A 17,795-nucleotide genomic window follows, 5' to 3' on the forward strand; every position below is an offset into this window, starting at 1 on the left:
CGGGCGGACCATAGACGATCCGCCGGGAAAAGGAAAAGCCGGGGGAGCAGACCTGACGCGAGCTTCCTGCATGGGGTATGGAAGGGCAGGGTGGCACGCAGGCAGGCACGATTCGGGATAGCAGCACATCATGACGATCCGGCAACTCAGCGACAGGGCGATCAACCAGATCGCCGCGGGCGAGGTGATCGAGCGGCCGGCCAGCGTCGTCAAGGAGCTGGTCGAGAACGCGCTCGATGCGGGCGCAACGCGGATCGAGGTGGCCACCGCCGCCGGCGGCAAGACCCTGCTGCGCGTCAGCGACGACGGCTCCGGCATGACCCGCGCGGATCTGGCTCTGGCAGTCGAGCGCCATTGCACCTCCAAGCTCCGCGAGGACGATCTGTTCGACATCCGCAGCCTCGGCTTTCGCGGCGAAGCCCTGCCGTCGATCGGCGCGGTCTCGCGGCTGACGCTGACCTCGCGCCATGCCGATGAGCCGCATGCCTGGCAGATCGCGGTCGAGGGCGGGGCGAAAGAGGAGCCGCGCCCGGCCAGCCGCACCGCCGGCACCCAGGTCGAGGTGCGCGATCTCTTCTTCGCAACGCCGGCCCGGCTGAAGTTCCTGAAATCCGACCGGGCCGAGGCCGGCGCCATCGCCGATGTGGTCAAGCGGCTGGCGCTCGCCCATCCGCATGTGCGGTTCGAGCTTGGCGGCACCGATCGCCAGACCGTGACCTATGCGGCGGCCTCCGGCGAGACGGCGCACAAGGCGCGGGTCGCTCAGGTCATCGGTGCGGAGTTCGTCGAAAACGCGCTGACCATCGACGCGCTGCGCGAAGGTGTGCGGATGACCGGCCTTGCCGGCCTGCCGACCTTTCACCGGGCCAACACCCTGTCCCAGTATTTCTTCGTCAATGGCCGGCCGGTGCGCGACAAGCTGCTGATGTCGGCGCTGCGCGGTGCCTATGCGGATGTGCTCGCCCGCGACCGTCATCCGGTGGTGGTGCTGTTCATCGACCTTGATCCGCGCCTGGTCGATGTCAATGTCCATCCGGCCAAGGCCGATGTGCGCTTCCGCGATGCGCAGCTCGTGCGCGGTCTGGTCGTCGGCGGGTTGAAGCAGGCCTTCACCGCCGCCGGCTACCGGGCCTCCTCGCACAATGCCTCCGCCGCATTGTCGGTCTTGGGGCGGAGTGTCGCCGGTGGGCCGCAGCAACAGGCGGGCACGGTCGCCCGGCCCTATCCGCCGGCAAGTGCGCCCATGCAACATGATTGGCAGGCCTCCGCTTTCCGTCCGCTGGACGCGGGGGCGATGGCGTCCGGTGCGCCGAGCGGGCCGGAGGCCGGGACGGCCATGCCTGTGCCCGCTGCCGTGGGGCTTGCCGAGGAACAGGCGGTGATGGACCGGCTCGACGCCCCGTCCGCCGATGCCCGCGCCCATGAGGAGACGGTTCCCGATGACCGGGAGCGCCGCCCGCTCGGCGCCGCCCGGGCGCAGATCCACGAGACCTACATCATCGCCCAGACCGAGACCGGTCTGGTGATCGTCGACCAGCATGCCGCCCATGAACGGCTCGTCTATGAGCGGCTCAAGGAGGCGCTGGGCCGCCGCGAGGTGCCCCGGCAGGGACTGTTGATCCCCGAAGTGGTGGAACTGCCGGAAGAGGATGTGGCGCGGCTGACCGAGCGGGCGGAGGAGCTGGAGGCGGTCGGTCTGGTGCTGGAAGCCTTCGGTCCCGGCGCGGTGGCGGTGCGCGAGACGCCGGCCCTGCTCGGCCAGATCGACATCAAGGGGCTGGTGCGCGATCTCGCCGACGATCTGGCCGAATGGGACAAGGCGACCCGGGTGCGCGAGCGGCTCGACCATGTCGCCGCGACCATGGCTTGCCATGGCTCGGTGCGCGCCGGCCGGCGAATGCGCCCGGCGGAGATGGACGCGCTGCTCCGCGACATGGAGGCAACGCCCCTGTCCGGACAGTGCAACCATGGCCGGCCGACCTGGATCGAGCTGAAACTGTCCGATATCGAGCGGCTTTTCGGGCGGAAGTAGGCGGGTTCTTCGCCGCCCGTCCGGCATTGGTGCCGAGCTTCGGCGGCGCCGTCAGTCTGTGGTTGTCAGGAACAGGATCTGGCTGTCGCCCACGGTGCGCTGGTCGAGGACGGTCACGCCTTCGGGCAGCTCCACCTCCGCCCTGGCATCTTCCTCCAGCACGGCGATGGCGCCGGGCGCCAGCCAGCCGCCGGTGATCGCCGAGGCCAGTGCGCGCTCGCCCAGACCCTTGCGATAGGGCGGGTCGAGAAACACCAGATCGAACGGCGTCATCGTGCCGCAAGGACCGAGCCGGGTGGCATCCCGGCGGAAGATCTTGGTCGCGCCGGTGAGGCCGAGCGTTTCCACATTGCGCCGGATGACGGCCCGGGCCCCGCTGGCCTCTTCGATGAAGACGGCAGCGCGGGCGCCTCGGCTCAGTGCTTCGAGACCGAGCGCGCCGGTGCCGGCGAAAAGATCCAGCACCCGGGTATCGGTGAGCACCCGGTCATGGCCATGGGCCAGCACGTTGAAGATCGTCTCGCGCAACCGGTCGCTGGTGGGCCGGGTGGAGGCCCCCGCCGGTGCGGCGAGGGCTTTTCCCTTGAAACGGCCGGCAACGATTCTCACCGCTTGCCACCCCGTGCGGGACCGCCGGGCTTACCGCCACCGGGGCGCCCACCACCGGGACGCCCACCACCGGGACGCCCACCACCAGGACGACCGCCACCGGGCTTGCCCCCGGAAGGCTGGCCACCGCCGCGCGGACCTCCGCGAGCGGGGCCTCCCGGCCTGCCGCCACCGGGCTTGCCGTCACGTGGCCCGCTGGGCTTGTCCCCGCGCGGTGACCATGCGGGGCGATCCCCACGCGGTGCGCGGTCGGGTCTGTCGCCACGCGGAGCGCGCTCGGGTCTGTCGCCACGGGGTGCGCGGTCGGGCCTGTCGCCACGCGGCGACCAAGCGGGCTTGTCGCCACGCGGTGCGCGCTCGGGTCTGTCACCACGGGGAGCACGGTCGGGCCTGTCACCACGCGGTGCGCGGTCGGGCCTGTCCCCACGGGGCGCGCGGTCGGGCCTGTCGCCACGCGGTGCGCGGTCGGGTCTGTCGCCACGGGGAGCGCGGTCAGGTCTGTCGCCACGCGGCGACCAGGCGGGCTTGTCGCCGCGCCCGCCACCCTTGCGGTCGTCCCGGTCGGTGTTTTCGTTTTGCCGCTTGTCGACGACCAGGCTGCCTTCCTCGTCCCAGATGCGGCGCGTGCGGCCTCCGCTTGCGGCTCCGCGCACCGGTTGCGGCTTAGGCTTCAGGTCATCGGTAAAGCGGAACCGGGAGCGCGGCGAAATCTTGACCGGCTTCTCGGTGAGCGCCGCGTCGTCGTGCCGCTTCGCGCTGCGGGAGCGACCCTTGTCGGCCTTGTTGTCCCGAGCCGACACCCGCGCCCGGCCTTCGCTGGCGCTTAGATAACGGCCTTCCGTGCGTTTGCCGCCAGCCGGAGCGCTGGCGCGCTTGGCTGCCGGAGCGGACGCCTTGTCCGTTTCCGGCGTCAGCAACGGAGAGTCGAAGTCGACACCCGCCTCGTCCGCCAGCCGCGATCCGAGCTGGTCGCGCAGCACCCGGCCCCGGATCTCGCGCACCTCGCCCTCGGCGAGATCGGCAAGCTGGAACGGCCCGAAGGAGACGCGGATCAGCCGGTTGACCGAGAGCCCGAGATGCTCCAGCACCTTCTTGATCTCACGGTTCTTGCCTTCGCGCAGGGCGAAGGTCATCCAGACATTGTCGCCCTGTTCCTTGTCGATCTGCGCTTCGATGGCGCCATAGAGCACGCCGTCGATGGCGATGCCCTCGGCCAGGGTGTCGAGCTGCGCCTGGGTGATGCGGCCATAGGCGCGCACCCGGTAGCGGCGCAGCCAGCCGGTGGCCGGAAGTTCGAGAACCCGCGCGAGACCGCCGTCGTTGGTCAGGAGCAGCAGGCCCTCGGTGTTGATGTCGAGGCGGCCGATCGTCAGGACGCGCGGCAGATCCTTCGGCAGGCGCTCGAACACCGTCGGCCGGCCTTCCGGGTCGGAGTTGGTGGTCACGAGGCCGCGCGACTTGTGGTGGAGCCAAAGCCGGGTGCGTTCGCGCTCGGGCAGCGGCGCATCATCGACCAGAATGGTGTCGGCAGGCGTCACGGTGACCGCCGGCGTCTTCAGGACGGTGCCGTTGACGGAAACCCGCCCGGCGATGATCCAGCTTTCCGCCATGCGGCGCGAGCACAGGCCCGCCCGGGCGATGACCTTGGCCACACGTTCGCCGGCATCCGCCTCCGGGGCGATGCGCGCCGGCGGCGGGGTCTTGTCGCGTTTGCCGCCGGCGGGGCCGGGACGGCGCTTGAGCCCGTCGCGCGGTCCGGGCTTGGCGCGGTCGCGGGAGAACGGTCGGGAGGGGCGTTTGTCTTTTGTCATGACGCGCGTCATACCAGAGCGCCGCGCGGCGCGGAAGGCAGGTTTTCGCCGATCCTGCCCGTTGTTTGCAGGATAAACACGGGTGGAACCTGCATTTCGTCTTTCCGGTATGGATTTCCTTTTCTTCCGTGCCGGTCTAGCTTGCCGGCGATGATGCAAATTGGCTCTTTTCCCCGCGCCGAAAACGGCGGTTTCATGGACGCGGCCCTCGCTGAGGCCCGCGCCGCGGCCGCGCGCGGCGAGGTGCCCATCGGCGCGGTGGTGGTGTGCGATGGCGCGATCGTCGCCGCCGATGGCAACCGCACGCTGGAACTGTCCGACCCGACCGCCCATGCGGAAATGCTGGTGCTGCGCCAGGCCTGCGCCCGTCTCGCCAGCCAGCGCCTGCCGGAGTGCGATCTTTACGTGACGCTCGAACCCTGCCCGATGTGCGCCGCCGCGATTTCCTTCGCCCGGGTGCGGCGGCTTTATTTCGGCGCCGCCGATCCCAAGGGCGGGGCGGTGGAAAGCGGCGTGCGCCTGTTCAGCCAGCCGACCTGTCACCACGCGCCGGAGGTCTATTCCGGCCTTGCCGAACAGGACGCGGCGGAACTCTTGCGCGGCTTTTTCCTGGAGCGGCGCTAAGGTCCGGTCTCAAGGTCTGACCTCACCCGCCCGGCGGCAGCACCCGGACGGTTGCCCGGGCCGGCAGTGTGCCGCGGCTGACGATCATCCCCGGCGTTTGTGACAGCTCCACCGGATAGCCCTCTTGTGCGGCACGCGCGGTGAAGCCGTCGAGCGAGCCGAAGGTATAGGCATGCATCGGGATGACAAGGCGGGGGGAGACCGCCTTCAGCACCGCCATCAGGCTGTCGAGCCGAAGGGTCGAGGCGTTGTCGACCGGGGCGAAGACAATGTCGATCTGCCCGAGCCGGGCAAGGTCTTCGTCGGTCAGGCGATGGTGCAGGTGCCCCAGATGGGCAATACACAGATCCGCCACCTCGAACACGAAGATCGAATTGCCGAGCTGGCGCGTCTCACCGTCCCAGCCGCGCGTGTTGGTCTGGAGATTGCGGATGCGCACGTCTTCCACCATCAGGTCGTGGTTCATGGGGCCGCCCTTCGGGTTCCAGCCCAGCAAGACGTGCTCGATCTCCGGATCGGGGGAAAAGGTGAAATGGGTGGAATGGGCACCGTTCATGGTGACGACGCGCGGCAGCCGCGCCGGCCGGTGGATGTTGTTGTAATCGGTGGCGATCCGGACCCCGCGCGGTGTCTCGATCTCGAAGGTGGAATGGCCGATGTAGCGGATGGCGACCTCGTCGCGGGCCAGCGCGGCGCGCAGCAAGGGCAGGCGGTCGGGGGCGCCGTTTCCGGCCAGAAGCTGGCAGGCGGCAAGCGCGGGACCGGGCAGGAGCAACAGGGTCAGGAGCAGGGCCGCGAGGCGGGAGACCAGCCGGTGCGCCGGCATGAGGTCGTGCGGACCGGCGGCGGCCGGCGGCGATAGGCGGCAAGATGGCGGCATGGCGCTCCCTCCCGGACAAAGACCCTGCGTGACCTTGTCTCAAGGATAGCGCCGCCCGGCGCCGCTTCAAGGTCACCCGGCCCGGCGGGCCTCGAAGGTCTCGATGGCGGCGGAAATCTCCCGCTTGACCATGTCGCGCATCGGCTCGGCGGCGGCGAGGATCTTGTCGGTCTTGAGGAAGTCGAGCACCCGGTAGCCGGCGATATCCGGCTTGACCAGAATGTCGGGTCGCCGGTTCTTGAGCTTCTCCAGATTGATCGACTGCATCAGGATCTGGGTGGCGCCGAAGGCCGCGTCGCTGGCACCGGGCACACTGCGGCCCTTTCGCGGGATCGGTGCGCCGATCACGTCCGAGGCGACGACAATGTCGAGATCGTCCGGCAGGGCGTCGAACGGCAGCGGGTTGACCAGACCACCATCGACCATCACCCGCCCGTCCAGCATCACCGGCTTGAACAGCGCCGGAATGGCCATTGAGGCCGCGATTGCCGGATGCAGCGGGCCGCTGGTGAGCTTGGCCTCGCAGCAGTTGAAGTAATCGGTGGCGATGATTGTCAGCGGGATTTTGAGCTCGGCGAAATCGGCCGGGAAATGCGGCCCGACGAAATGCTCCAGCACCTTCGCCGCGTCGAACTGCAAGGGGCCGGGGCTGCCGAACAGATCGCCGATCCGCCGGGGGCGCAGCTTCCACAGGCGGGCAAGCACCGCGTTGCGGTCGCGGAAGGTCTCCTCCGACACCGCGCGCAGGTCCTCGCCCGACAGCCCGCCGGCATAGCCGGCACCGAAGATCGCGCCGATGGAGGTGCCGGCAATCGCATGCGGGACCAGGCCGAGGTCATCGAAGGCCTCGATGACCGGCACATGCGCCAGGCCGCGCGCGCCGCCCCCGCCAAGCGCCAGTCCGATGCGTGGTGTCGACATATGTCCTCGCTGTTGATCCGGGATCCGAAAGGCCTTGCCTTGCCTGCCGGCGATGCGAGGGAACGTAGGCGCCTTGCCGTCCCCCTTCAAGCGTCGCCGATAGCGTGTGCCGCGATTGGCTTGTCTTGCCTTTCCCCGCCGGATGGGTCAGGAAGCAGGCGGTGCGTCTTGGCGCGGAGCGGATTTTCGGTAAGGTGCTGAAAAACGGGCTGCATCCCAGATGCCCGTGCAGTTGCCGCGCGGTCCCTCAAACCGCCCTGCCGCCGTGTCAGATGGAGAGATCGCATGAGTTCACTGACGCCATTTCACCTCGCCTTTCCCGTCGACGATCTGGAAGCGGCCCGCGCCTTCTACAAGGATGTGCTGGGCTGCCGGCAGGGGCGGGAAGCCGCCTCCTGGATCGATTTCGACCTTTACGGCCACCAGATCGTCGCCCATTGCGATGGCGAGAGGAAGGCGAAGGGGCCGATCACCAATCCGGTCGACGGCGATGCGGTGCCGGTTCCCCATTTCGGCGTGGTGCTGACCATGGACGCCTGGACCGCCCTGGCCGAGCGCCTTTCCGCGCGCGAGGACATCCGCTGGGTGATCAAGCCCAAGGTTCGCTTCAAGGGCGAGCCGGGCGAGCAGGCGACGCTGTTCATTCTCGACCCGGCCGGCAATGCGCTGGAATTCAAGGCGTTTGCCGACATGGAACAGCTGTTCGCGACCTGAAACCGGATCGTTCGACCGCTCTGTCGACCTTGATGGCGTGGGTGCATGGTGCCCCCTCGCCATTCACGATAAGGTCACCTGGTCAAGGACCTGCCGGGTGAAGAGATGCCCGACCACGTGTGAGATGCAATGGCCAGCGAACTTGCCCCGCCGTTTTTTGTCGAATCGATCCTGTTCCTGTCCGCCACGGTGGTGGCCGTGCCACTGGCCAAGCGCATCGGCCTTGGGTCGGTGGTCGGCTATCTGGCCGCCGGCATGGCCATTGGTCCGTTCGGACTGGACTTCATCCAGTCCGGGGTGGAAATCCGCGGTGTCGCCGAACTGGGGGTGGTGCTGCTTCTGTTCGTGATCGGGCTGGAGCTGGAGCCGGCCCGGCTCTGGCGCATGAAGGGGGATATCTTCGGTCTCGGCACCAGCCAGGTGCTGGCCTGCGGCGCCGCGCTCGTCGGTCTGCTCCTGCTGGCCGGGCAGCCGGTGGAAATCGCGGTGATCGCCGGTCTTGGCCTCGCCTTGTCCTCAACCGCCTTCGCCTTGCAGATCCTGCAGGAACGCGGCCATTTGTCCACCGCCTACGGTCAGCGCGCCTTTGGCATCCTGCTCCTGCAGGATATGGCGATCGTGCCGCTGCTTGCCCTGATCCCGATCCTGTCGCCCACCTCCGGACCGTCGAGCGGCTCCGATATCCTGATCGAGGTGGCGACGACGGTGGCCGCCGTGGGCGGGGTGATCGTCACCGGCCGCTATCTGCTGACGCCGTTCTTCGGCCTCTTGGCGGCAGTGCGCGCCCGCGAGGTGATGCTGGCGGCGGCGCTGCTCGTTGCGCTGGGCAGTGGCGGCATCATGCACGCCGCCGGCCTGTCCATGGCGCTGGGCGCGTTTCTTGCCGGGGTGATGCTGGCCGAATCCAGTTTCCGGCACACGCTGGAGGCGGATATCGACCCCTTCCGCTCGCTGCTGATGGGGCTGTTCTTCATCTCCGTCGGCATGGCGCTGGATCTGGGGCTGGTGGCGGCCAACTGGCAGCTCATCGCCATTGGCGTCGCGGCGGTGATGTCGATCAAGGGCGGGCTCATCTGGGGCTTGTCGCGGCTGTTCGGCTCGACCAACTCCGACGCGCTGAAGATCGCGGTGACCCTGCCGCAGGGCGGGGAGTTCGCCTTCGTGCTGTTCACCGCAGCGGCCTCGGCGAGCATTCTGCCCTATGACCAGCTCAACCTTTTGATCGCCATCGTCGTCCTGACCATGCTGATGACCCCGCTGGCTTGTCTCGCCCATGATTTTCTCGCCGGACGCTTGCGCAACCGGGGCGTGGAAAGCCATGCCATCGAGGGCTTTGCCGCGGCGAAACCGACGGTGCTGGTCATCGGCTTCGGGCGGTTCGGCATGATGGTGGCGCAGATGCTCACCTCCGAGGAAATCGAGATCACCGCGCTCGACATCCAGCCGGAGCGCATGGCCTATGCCCGCAAGCTCGGCTACAAGGTCTATTATGGCGATGCCACCCGCCCGGATGTGCTGAAGGCGGCGGGCGCCGATGAGGCGGTGCTGATCGCCCTCTGCATCGAAAACGATCAGGTGATGGCCCGGGCGATCGACCTGATCCGCTCCCACTTTCCCCAGGCCAAGCTCTACTGCCGGGCGACGGACCGGGCCCATGCGCTCGACCTGACCCGGCGCGGCGTCGAGTTCCAGATCCGCGAGACCTTCGAATCCAGCATCACCTTCGGGCGCGCGGCGCTGGAAGCGCTCGGCATCGCCGGCGAGCGGGTCAGCCAGATCGAGGACGACGTGCGGCGGCGGGATCGCGAGCGGCTGGAAATGCAATTGACCGATGGCCCGTTCGCCGGGGCGGACCGGCTGCACCAGGTGACCCCGCGCGGCGCGCGTGAAAAGCCGACCAACGCGGGACCGGCGGAGGACTAAGGGATGGGCGGGGATCTTCTTTCCGGCGCAGGGTGGGGCTGGTCAAGCCGCCCTGCGGTGGCTATCTAGGGTCCAGACTCATAAATGAGGCTGACATGGCATGGGACATGGCAAGAGGCTGCGAGGAAGGGCGTGCGGAGCGGGCTTGTTGCCCGGGCAAACGCGCTGACGACGCAGGATGAAGCCATGTCCATGTCCTTCAGGATTTGACCGGATTCCGCCTGCTCATGCGTCGCGAAAGGCTTGAAAATGAAACGCATTTCCTGCGCTTCCGCTTCTTGATCAGGCGCAATCCGCTTCAAGCTCATTTATGAGACTGGACCCTGGATGGACAATTCCCGGCGCCGCAGAACGAGACGAGGCAAGGCCATCATGAACCGATACGAATCCCCGCGTACGCCGGGTGAAGCCCGCATCCGCTATCTCGATGCGGATTTCCAGATCCTCGCGCCCGGCACCTTCGTGCGCTGCGCGGTGACCGGCGAGGCGATCCCGCTCGACGAGCTGAAATACTGGAGCGTGTCGCGGCAGGAAGCCTATGTGGATGCCGAAGCGTCGATGAAGCGCTACCGGGAATCGGGCAATCAGCCGTAAAGCACTGGGCCGGTCATTCGGCGCCCCTCGGTGGGCGCCGTCAGCCAGCGACGTTCGCGCCCGCGTCGCGAAGGCTGGGCCGAAGGAAGCGCATCAGTGCCTGCGGCTCCTCCAGCCGCATCTCCACCTCGAACACCCGCGCTTGGGTCGCCAACTCCCGAAGCGCCGGACTGGCGGCGCCCGACAGGCGCGCCATGTCCTTGGCTGTCGTCATCAGCATCAGCCCCTGGCGCTCCGCCGCCTCCAGCAGTTCGCGGGCGTCCGCCTCCGTATAGGCATGATGATCGCCGAAGGCGCGCTGCTCGACGATATCCGCCCCAAGCGCGCGCAAGGTCTCGAAAGCCTTTTCCGGTCGGCCGATCCCGGCGAAGGCCAGGACGCGTCGGCCGGCGAGCTCCGGCTGCGGGGAGGGCGTGAGCCGGGCCCGGAACACTGGACGGGCGAGACAGCGAGCCGCTGCCTGAACCGGATCACTGGCGGCGCCCGCACCGATCACCACCAGCGCATCGGCCTGCTGCAACTGCAGGCCAAGCGGCGCGCGCAAGGGCCCTGCCGGCAGGCACAATCCGTTGCCGATCCCCGTTGTCCCATCCACCAGCACCAGGCTGACGCTCTTGTGGAGTGCCGGATTCTGGAAGCCGTCATCCATGACAATGACGTCGCCGAGGGTTTGCGCGAGCTGTGCGCCGGCGACCCGGTCGGCGGCAATCACGGTGGGGCCATGGGCCGCCAGCAACAGCGCCTCGTCGCCCACCGCGAGGCTGTCATGCTGCGACGGGTCGACGCGAACCGGGCCGGAAAGCCGCCCGCCATAGCCGCGCAGCAGGAACGCCGGTTGGCGTCCTTCCTGCGCAAGCTGTTCGGCCAGCGCCAGGCAGAACGGTGTCTTGCCGGTGCCGCCGGTCACGAAATTGCCGATACAGATCACCGGCACCTTGGCCCGGCCGCGCGGCCGCGTCTGCATCCGGTACCCGGCGATCTGTCCGTAGAGCCAGCCGGCCGGCGCCAGCAGCCATGCGGCGGCCGAGCGGCTTTGACGCCACCAGAAGCCGGGGGCGGTCAGCCCGCCGCTCATCGTTCCGGTCCTTCGGGATGGGGGGCAAGATCGGAGTCGAGATAGGGGGCAAGGGCGGAAAGGGTCGCCGCCAGCGCGCCGCTCTGGGCCTCGACGAAGCGCGCCGCCCGCCGGGCCCGATCCTGCCGCGCCTCCGGGCTGTTCAAGAGCGTTTCGACCGCATCCGCCAGCGCCATGTCATCGGCGACGATTTCGATGCCGCCGGCCTCGATCAGCGGGTGGTAGATGTCTTCGAGGACCCCGAAATTGGGTCCCGCCAGCAGGGCGGTTTCCAAACGGGCCGCTTCCAACGGATTCTGGCCGCCGCCGCCAGGGATGAGGGTCTTGCCGATGAAGGCGACCGGCGCGAGCCGGTAGTAGAGGCCCATCTCGCCGATGGTATCGCCGATATAGATGTCATGCGCCTCGGTGAGGGCTTCGCCGGCCGAACGCAGCGCCACGCGCAGCCCCTTGGCGCACAGCATCTCGGCAATCTCCGGGCCGCGCTCCGGGTGGCGCGGCACGAGGATCGACAGCAATCCCGGCAACCGGTGACGGAGGTCAATATGGACCGCGCCAATGATCGCCTCTTCGCCGTCATGGGTGCTCGCCGCCAGCCACGTGGGCCTGGTGCCGATGGCCTGCTGCATCAAGGCCAGTGCCTGCGGATCGGCGGCAAGGGTGGCGCTGTCGATCTTCAGATTTCCGGCAACCTCGACCTGAGCGACACCCAGCGCGCGCAGCCGGTCGGCGTCTTCCTGCGTTTGCGCCAGGGACAAGGCGATGCGGGGGAACAGCTGGGCCGCCAGCGGGCGGAGCTTCCGCCAGCCGCGCGCCGAGCGCGGCGACATGGTGGCACTGGCGGAGATCAGCGGAATGCCGCGCGCGGCGAGCGCGGTGATGGTGGCGGGCCAGATCTCCGATTCCATGACGATGGCAAGGTCCGGTCGCCAGTGGTTCAGAAACCGGTCAAGATTGGGCGGGGTGTCATAGGGCACGTACTGATGGAACGCACCGGCGGGAAGGCTGGCGGCGGCGATCCGCGCCGAGGTGACCGTGCCGGTGGTCACCAGCACCGGGCCATGGGTCTTGGCAAGTGTGCCGATCAGCGCGCGCGCGGCATTGAGTTCGCCCACGCTGGCGGCATGAAGCCAGACAAGGCGTCCTTCCGGCCGGGGCAGGGACGGATGGCCGAAGCGCTCGCCGCGCCGCGCCGGATCCTCCTTGCCGCGCTCCGCGCGCCGGGCATGCACCCGCCGCAGCCCCGGGCCGGCGAGGGTGCCGAACAGCCGGTAGGCGGCCAGGAGGGCCTTGCCGATGAGTTGCGACAGCCAGCCGGCCTTGGCCGGCGGCAACGCCGGCGCGCCCGGCGGGCCGGAGGCTGCCGGCTCGGTCGCTGGACGATCTGGTGTCGGTGTGGTCATTTTTGCCGGGCCAACTGCCACGCCCGCTCTGTCGCGGCGTTCATATTGTCTTCGAGCTGTCGCCGCAGATCCTCGCACAGCGCCTCGTCCGCGTCTTTCGGAACCGTCACCGGTTCGCCGGCGGCAATGATCATGCGGCTGAACGGCAGGTTGATCGTCGCCCGGTCCCAGGTGCCAAGGGTGATGTGCCGGCTGGTGGCGATGGCGATCGGAAAGATCGGCCGGCCCGAATGCCGCGCCAGGGTGATGATGCCGGCCCCGGCGATCCGCGAGACCTTCGGCACATCGGCGGACATGGCGACGAAGCCGCCGGCCTTCAGCACATTGAGCGCTTCGATGAAACCGCGCAACCCGCCACGCTTGGAGATTTGATGCGCCTTGTGCGCGCCGGAGGCGCGAATCGTGCCAAGGCCGAGCTTGCGCGCGGCGATGGCGTTGATCTCGCCATCGGCGGAGCGCGAGATCATCACCCTGACATCCCAACCCTCGGGCCGGGCAAAGGGCATCAGGAAATGCTGACCGTGCCAGCTGGTGACGATCGCCGGGCGATTGTCGCCCATGATCTCGTTAAAGTTCGGCGGATCGAAGCGCAGCTTGCTGGTCCGGCGCACCAGGCGCAGGTAGCCGGCCAGGAGAGCGCCACCGGCATTGACGACGAGCGGATGCCGGCCGATGCGTTTCAGCATGGCCGGCCTCGCTGCCGTACTGCGGTCTGTGCCGGGGAAAGCATGCCGTTCGGCTTATTCGCCGACCGTCTCGGGGTCGAGCAGCCGATGCATGTGAACGATGAAATACCGCATATGCGCATTGTCGACGGAGAGCTGCGCCTTCTCTTTCCAGGCTTTGTGGGCGCTGGCGTAGTTGGGGTAGATGCCGACGATGTCGAGGTCTTGCAGATCGCGGAACGTCAGGCCTTCGACGGATTCCAGCTCGCCGCCGAATACGAGGTGCAGAAGCTGCTTCGGTGTTTCTTCGCGGGTCATTCTTCAGTCTCCGAGGGACATATGCGGTGCGGCGCCGCCCATTATATCAGGTCGGCCAGGATCGGGCGCAGCGGGGCTACGAGCGCCTCCGGACCGGCCAGTAGGGCTGGATGACGGACATTGGCGCGGTTGTACAGAACCGGACCGCCGTGCATGGCCTCCAGGCGCCCGCCCGCTTCCTGCACCAAAAGATCGGCTGCCGCAAGGTCCCAGTCGCAGGCGCGCTCCCGCGCCGCAGCAAGGTCGATCCGTCCGGCGGCGACAAGGGCGATGCGCAGCGCCAGCGAGGGGACATAGCCGCCGTAGACGACACCGGCCCGGCGCACCGCCTCCTGCGTGACCATCGGCTTGGGGCCGGCAAGGCGCGCGCCTTCCAGTGTCGGCATTGTGGAGACCCGCAAGGGTTGTCCATTCAGAGCCGCACCGCCGCCGACGGTGGCGGTGTACATCTCGTCGCTGGCCGGCCGGTAGACGGCGGCGGCGACCGGGCGTCCGGCCTCCACCACGGCAACGGCAACCGTCCAGTCCGGCGAGCCGGCGAGGAAGGCGCGGGTGCCGTCGATCGGATCGACAATGAAGGTGCGGGCCATGCCTAGGCGGGCAGGGTCGTCCGCCGTCTCCTCCGACAGCCAGCCGTAGCCGGTGCGCGCGCCGCGCAGCAGTTCGGCCAGATGTCGGTCGACGGCGATATCGGCCTCGGAGACCGGGGAATCATTGTCCTTGGTCCAGCGCTTCGGGTCGTTCCGGAAAAAACTGAGCGCCATCTGCCCGCCCCGGCGGGCCGCATCCACCAGAAGGGTCAGGTCATCGAGATTGGCGGTGTCGTCACTGGCCGGCAATGGTCATGTCCTTCACCAGAATGCTGGGCGTGGCAAAGGCCGAGCGGGTATCGAGGTCGCTGGCCGGGACGAGGCCGGCGAACATCTCCTTGAGATTGCCGGCCAGGGTGATCTCGCTCACCGGATAGGCGATGGCCCCATCCTCGATCCAGAAGCCGGACGCGCCGCGCGAGTAATCGCCGGTGATGCCGTTGACACCATGTCCGATCAGGTCGGTGACCAAGAGACCGGTGCCGATCTCAGCCAGCATCTCTTCCTGAGACAGGGGCCCGGGGGCGAGGGTAAGATTGGTGGCGCCAGGCGCGGGGCCGGCGCCGCCGCGCGTCGCCCGTCCGTTCGGCGCAAGGCCCAGTTCGCGGGCGCTGGCGGTGTCCAGCAGCCAGTCGGTGAGCCGTCCGTCCTCCACCAGCGTCATGGGCAGGGCGGGGCAGCCCTCGCCGTCGAATGGCCGGCTGGCGGCGCCCCGGGGCAGGGTCGGGTCGTCGGTGATGCGGATGCCTTCGCCAAACACCTGCTCGCCGCGACAGGCTTTCAGGAAGCTGGTGCCCCGGGCAATGGCCGCGCCGTTGATCGCCGAGGTGAAGTGACCGAGCAGGGAGCGCGCGGCGCGCGGCTCATACACCACTGGCGCGGTGCGGGTGGAGAGCTGCCGCGGGTTGAGCCGGGCGACGGCACGTTCCCCGGCGCGCCGGCCGATCTCCTCGCTGGCATCCAGCTCGTCAAGATAGGTGCGGCTGTCGAAGTCGTAGTCCCGCTCCATCTTGGTGCCTTCGCCGGCGATGGCGGTCACCGAGACGCCGTGCCGGGAGACCAGATAGCCGCCGCGAAAGCCGTGGCTGGTAGCGAGAACGAGACCGCCGAGCCGCCAGGAGGCGCTGGCGCCGCCGGATTTGGTAACGCCCGAGACCGCAAGAGCGGCAGCCTCGGCGGCGCGGGCGCGCTCGCTCAGCGCCGCCGCGTCGACGGTGGTCTCGTCAAGAAGGTCAAGCGCGGGGATCTCGGACGCCAGCGCGTCGGCATCAGCAAGACCGGCATAGGGGTCTTCCGGCGCGACCCGGGCCATCGCCACGGCCCGCTCGGCGAGCGCATCCGGATCGTTGAAGGAATTGGCGGAGACGCTGGCCACCCGGCGGCCGCTGAACACCCGCAAGGTGACATCGTCGCCTTCCGAGCGGTCGCTTTCCTCGGTCCGGCCATCGCGCACGTCGAGCGACAGGGACACACCGGTCACGGCGACGACATCGGCGGCATCGGCCCCGGCGCGTTTGGCGGCGGCAACGAGGCGTTCCGCATCGGCCATCAGTTTCGACTGGTCAATCTGCTGGAGCATGGTTCGGTCCTTGCGGGGAGAAAGAGACTGTCCGGCGCGCCGGCGACCCTATTGCCCGGCGGCGGCGGCTGCAAGGCGGTGCGAGCGGTTCGGTGAGGATTTGTTGATCCTGTTCGGTGACCTTTCCCTAACCCTCTTCGACGAGGGAAAAAGTTAACCGTGCTTGTTAAGCCGATCGCGAGCCCTGGTTGCTAGGCTACGTCCATCAGAGACCTGCAAAATAATAGGTCCGATGGAGAGCGAATTGAGCCGTCAAACAGCCACTCAGGAAGCCACTGCCACAGGATCGGGCCGCGCTACGCGGCTCGATCCGGCGCAGATGCCGCACCGCTTCGCCGCACGCGGCGAACCGCTTCGCACCGGCGCCGAGGCGCCCCCGGTCGACGTTTATATCGATCGGGACATGGTCATCGTCAAACGCCGGCTTGCCGGCCTGCCGCTGACCCTCGTTCAGCCGGTGTCGATGTTCCTCGGGGTCTTCGCCGAGGTTCTGCCCGGCGCGCTGCCGGGCGGGCTGAAGGTCCGCATCGGTCTGAAGCACCGCGATCCGGCCCTGTCGATCGAACTGGCCACCAGCGACAGCATCGAAGGTGTCGCCGACGACTGGTGTGCCTGGGGGCGGGCGCTGTCGCTGCCGCTCCTGATGATCGAGCCGGACGGAAGCTGTCAGGATCTTGGCGCCGCCACCGGCGATCTGGCCGGCCGCGCGCCCTTGCCCCGCCGCCGGGTGACGGCCCTCACCGGGCATCGTCCGCGCTTCCTGATGCGGCGCAAGCCCGGCACTGGCGCCAACCTTCTGCGGGTTCATCGGGGCGAGCGTGAGATCATCGCCCGCACCTGAGGGCACGCGAAGAGCGCCGATGCGGGCAGGGGCTCAGAGCAGCCCCTGCACCAGGGCATCGGCGACAAGGCCGAGAAACAGGACCCAGCCATAGCGGCCATTGGAGCGGAACAGCTTCAGGCACTGGTCCGGATCGTCGATATCCAGCGTCACGATCTGCCACAGAAGGTGCAGGAGCCCAAGGGCCAGCCCGGCGAAGGCGGCCGGGCCTGCATCGGCGAGCGAAAACGCCAGAGCGAACAGCACGGTGGCGCCGCCATAGAGCAGTGCCAGCACTGGTTTGGTCCAGTCGCCGAACAGCCGGGCGGTCGAATGCACCCCGACCAGCGCATCGTCTTCCTTGTCCTGATGGGCGTAGATGGTGTCGTAGCCGATGGTCCACAGGATGCCGCCGGCATAAAGCAGGATCGGCGACCACGCGAGCGAGCCGAAATATGCCGCCCAGCCCATCAACGCCCCCCAGGAAAAGGCGAAGCCGAGGAACAACTGCGGCCAGCTGGTCACCCGCTTCATGAACGGATAGACCGCGACCACGGCGAGCGAGGCGAAGCCCAGCACGATGGTGAAGCTGTTGAACTGCACCAGCACCACAAGCCCGGTCAGCGCCTGGGCGATCATGAACAGCTTGGCTTGCAGCGGCGAGACCTGGCCGGAGGGCAGCGGCCGGGAGCGGGTGCGCGCGACCTTGGCGTCGATGTCCTGGTCGACGAGGTCGTTGTAGGTGCAGCCGGCACCGCGCATCGCCACCGCGCCGATCAGAAACAAGAGCAGATGCCAGGGATTGGGCCAGGGGGCGCCGGCGGCAATCGCCGCAAGGGCCGAGGACCACAGGCACGGCCACAGCAGCAGCCACCAGCCGATCGGCCGTTCCCATCTGGCAAGGCGGGCATAGGGGCGCAGCCATGCCGGGGCGCGCCTGTCGACCCAGTGTCCCTTGACCGCATCGGCGACCTGTCCGCCGTTCATGTCCTGCTGCATTCTCGGTTCCCGTCAGCCTGTCGCATGTATCCGCGCAACCGCCAGAACGTTCGGCGTTCAGGGGGCATGGAAGGGGCGAACCTGCCCTTAGCATTGGCCTTGCGCAAGATCGATCCCGTTGCCCGGGTGATACGGCTTTTGCGCGGCAAGGGGAAGGGGCCGATGCTCTCGCGCCGCCCTTGCTGCTGCCGCCGCCGCCGGAGTGCCCTGAAGGCGAAAACTCGGCGCGAAACAGGCC

General features: G+C 68.3%; 17 protein-coding genes. 6 read left to right on the plus strand and 11 right to left on the minus strand.

The genetic code is table 11. From position 1 onward, the window contains the following. Window positions 1–130 precede the first annotated feature (130 nt). Window positions 131–2,032 carry a DNA mismatch repair endonuclease MutL gene (mutL, locus tag LC062_RS05275; RefSeq protein ID WP_224909987.1) on the plus strand — a complete coding sequence of 634 codons (1,902 nt, stop codon included), beginning with the start codon at window positions 131–133 and terminating at the stop codon, window positions 2,030–2,032. Window positions 2,033–2,083: 51 nt separating this feature from the next. On the opposite strand, the gene rsmD is transcribed toward mutL, so the two are convergent. Both rsmD and LC062_RS05285 read right to left on the minus strand, forming a co-directional pair. After that, complete coding sequence (rsmD, locus tag LC062_RS05280) at window positions 2,084–2,641, minus strand: 16S rRNA (guanine(966)-N(2))-methyltransferase RsmD (protein WP_224909988.1); 558 nt, start codon at window positions 2,639–2,641, stop codon at window positions 2,084–2,086. Further along, window positions 2,638–4,452: a pseudouridine synthase gene (locus LC062_RS05285; RefSeq protein ID WP_224909989.1), complete on the minus strand. Its 1,815-nt coding sequence runs from the start codon at window positions 4,450–4,452 to the stop codon at window positions 2,638–2,640. Before LC062_RS05285 ends, rsmD begins: the two co-directional genes overlap by 4 nt. Before the next feature lie 195 nt (window positions 4,453–4,647). Here LC062_RS05285 and LC062_RS05290 point away from each other — a divergent pair, with 195 nt between their 5' ends. Beyond that, complete coding sequence (locus LC062_RS05290) at window positions 4,648–5,076, plus strand: nucleoside deaminase (RefSeq protein WP_224909990.1); 429 nt, start codon at window positions 4,648–4,650, stop codon at window positions 5,074–5,076. 22 nt (window positions 5,077–5,098) lie between these two features. Here the strand turns inward: LC062_RS05290 and LC062_RS05295 are convergent, their stop codons facing one another. Beyond that, window positions 5,099–5,956: an MBL fold metallo-hydrolase gene (locus tag LC062_RS05295; protein WP_224909991.1), complete on the minus strand. Its 858-nt coding sequence runs from the start codon at window positions 5,954–5,956 to the stop codon at window positions 5,099–5,101. 72 nt (window positions 5,957–6,028) lie between these two features. Next, on the minus strand, window positions 6,029–6,877 hold the full coding sequence (locus LC062_RS05300; protein ID WP_224909992.1) for a patatin-like phospholipase family protein: 849 nt from the start codon (window positions 6,875–6,877) through the stop codon (window positions 6,029–6,031). Window positions 6,878–7,162: 285 nt separating this feature from the next. Between LC062_RS05300 and LC062_RS05305 the strand changes: the two genes are divergently transcribed. From LC062_RS05305 to LC062_RS05315, 3 genes are all read left to right on the plus strand, one after another. Further along, window positions 7,163–7,591, plus strand: coding sequence for a VOC family protein (locus LC062_RS05305; protein WP_224909993.1), 429 nt, complete (start codon window positions 7,163–7,165; stop codon window positions 7,589–7,591). 129 nt (window positions 7,592–7,720) lie between these two features. Beyond that, entirely contained in the window at window positions 7,721–9,514 is a 1,794-nt protein-coding gene (locus tag LC062_RS05310; RefSeq protein WP_224909994.1) for a monovalent cation:proton antiporter-2 (CPA2) family protein, read from the plus strand. A 372-nt stretch (window positions 9,515–9,886) separates the two neighbouring features. Beyond that, the gene (locus LC062_RS05315) at window positions 9,887–10,108 is read left to right on the plus strand and encodes a DUF2093 domain-containing protein (protein WP_181760222.1); all 222 of its coding nucleotides are present in this window, start codon (window positions 9,887–9,889) and stop codon (window positions 10,106–10,108) included. Window positions 10,109–10,148: 40 nt separating this feature from the next. On the opposite strand, the gene lpxK is transcribed toward LC062_RS05315, so the two are convergent. The 6 genes from lpxK to LC062_RS05345 are packed head-to-tail and all read right to left on the minus strand — an operon-like array spanning window position 10,149 to window position 15,738. Beyond that, on the minus strand, window positions 10,149–11,183 hold the full coding sequence (gene lpxK / locus LC062_RS05320; protein WP_224909995.1) for a tetraacyldisaccharide 4'-kinase: 1,035 nt from the start codon (window positions 11,181–11,183) through the stop codon (window positions 10,149–10,151). Further along, window positions 11,180–12,586, minus strand: a complete 1,407-nt coding sequence (locus tag LC062_RS05325; protein ID WP_224909996.1) for a 3-deoxy-D-manno-octulosonic acid transferase — start codon at window positions 12,584–12,586, stop codon at window positions 11,180–11,182. The genes lpxK and LC062_RS05325 overlap by 4 nt, the downstream gene beginning before the upstream one ends. Continuing rightward, window positions 12,583–13,272 carry a lysophospholipid acyltransferase family protein gene (locus tag LC062_RS05330; RefSeq protein WP_224909997.1) on the minus strand — a complete coding sequence of 230 codons (690 nt, stop codon included), beginning with the start codon at window positions 13,270–13,272 and terminating at the stop codon, window positions 12,583–12,585. Before LC062_RS05330 ends, LC062_RS05325 begins: the two co-directional genes overlap by 4 nt. A gap of 54 nt (window positions 13,273–13,326) precedes the next feature. Next, window positions 13,327–13,569 carry a DUF4170 domain-containing protein gene (locus LC062_RS05335; RefSeq protein ID WP_224909998.1) on the minus strand — a complete coding sequence of 81 codons (243 nt, stop codon included), beginning with the start codon at window positions 13,567–13,569 and terminating at the stop codon, window positions 13,327–13,329. Window positions 13,570–13,610: 41 nt separating this feature from the next. Beyond that, window positions 13,611–14,408: a 3'(2'),5'-bisphosphate nucleotidase CysQ gene (locus tag LC062_RS05340; RefSeq protein WP_224909999.1), complete on the minus strand. Its 798-nt coding sequence runs from the start codon at window positions 14,406–14,408 to the stop codon at window positions 13,611–13,613. Next, window positions 14,395–15,738: a TldD/PmbA family protein gene (locus tag LC062_RS05345; RefSeq protein WP_224910000.1), complete on the minus strand. Its 1,344-nt coding sequence runs from the start codon at window positions 15,736–15,738 to the stop codon at window positions 14,395–14,397. Before LC062_RS05345 ends, LC062_RS05340 begins: the two co-directional genes overlap by 14 nt. Window positions 15,739–15,982: 244 nt before the next feature. On the opposite strand from LC062_RS05345, the gene LC062_RS05350 reads away from it, so the two are divergent. After that, window positions 15,983–16,579: a DUF6101 family protein gene (locus LC062_RS05350; protein WP_224910001.1), complete on the plus strand. Its 597-nt coding sequence runs from the start codon at window positions 15,983–15,985 to the stop codon at window positions 16,577–16,579. A 33-nt stretch (window positions 16,580–16,612) separates the two neighbouring features. Here LC062_RS05350 and ubiA read toward each other — a convergent pair whose 3' ends face one another. Further along, window positions 16,613–17,557 carry a 4-hydroxybenzoate octaprenyltransferase gene (ubiA, locus tag LC062_RS05355; protein WP_224910002.1) on the minus strand — a complete coding sequence of 315 codons (945 nt, stop codon included), beginning with the start codon at window positions 17,555–17,557 and terminating at the stop codon, window positions 16,613–16,615. Window positions 17,558–17,795 lie beyond the last annotated feature (238 nt).

The sequence above is a fragment of the Stappia indica genome (genome assembly GCF_020177335.1).
Lineage (GTDB): Bacteria > Pseudomonadota > Alphaproteobacteria > Rhizobiales > Stappiaceae > Stappia > Stappia indica_B.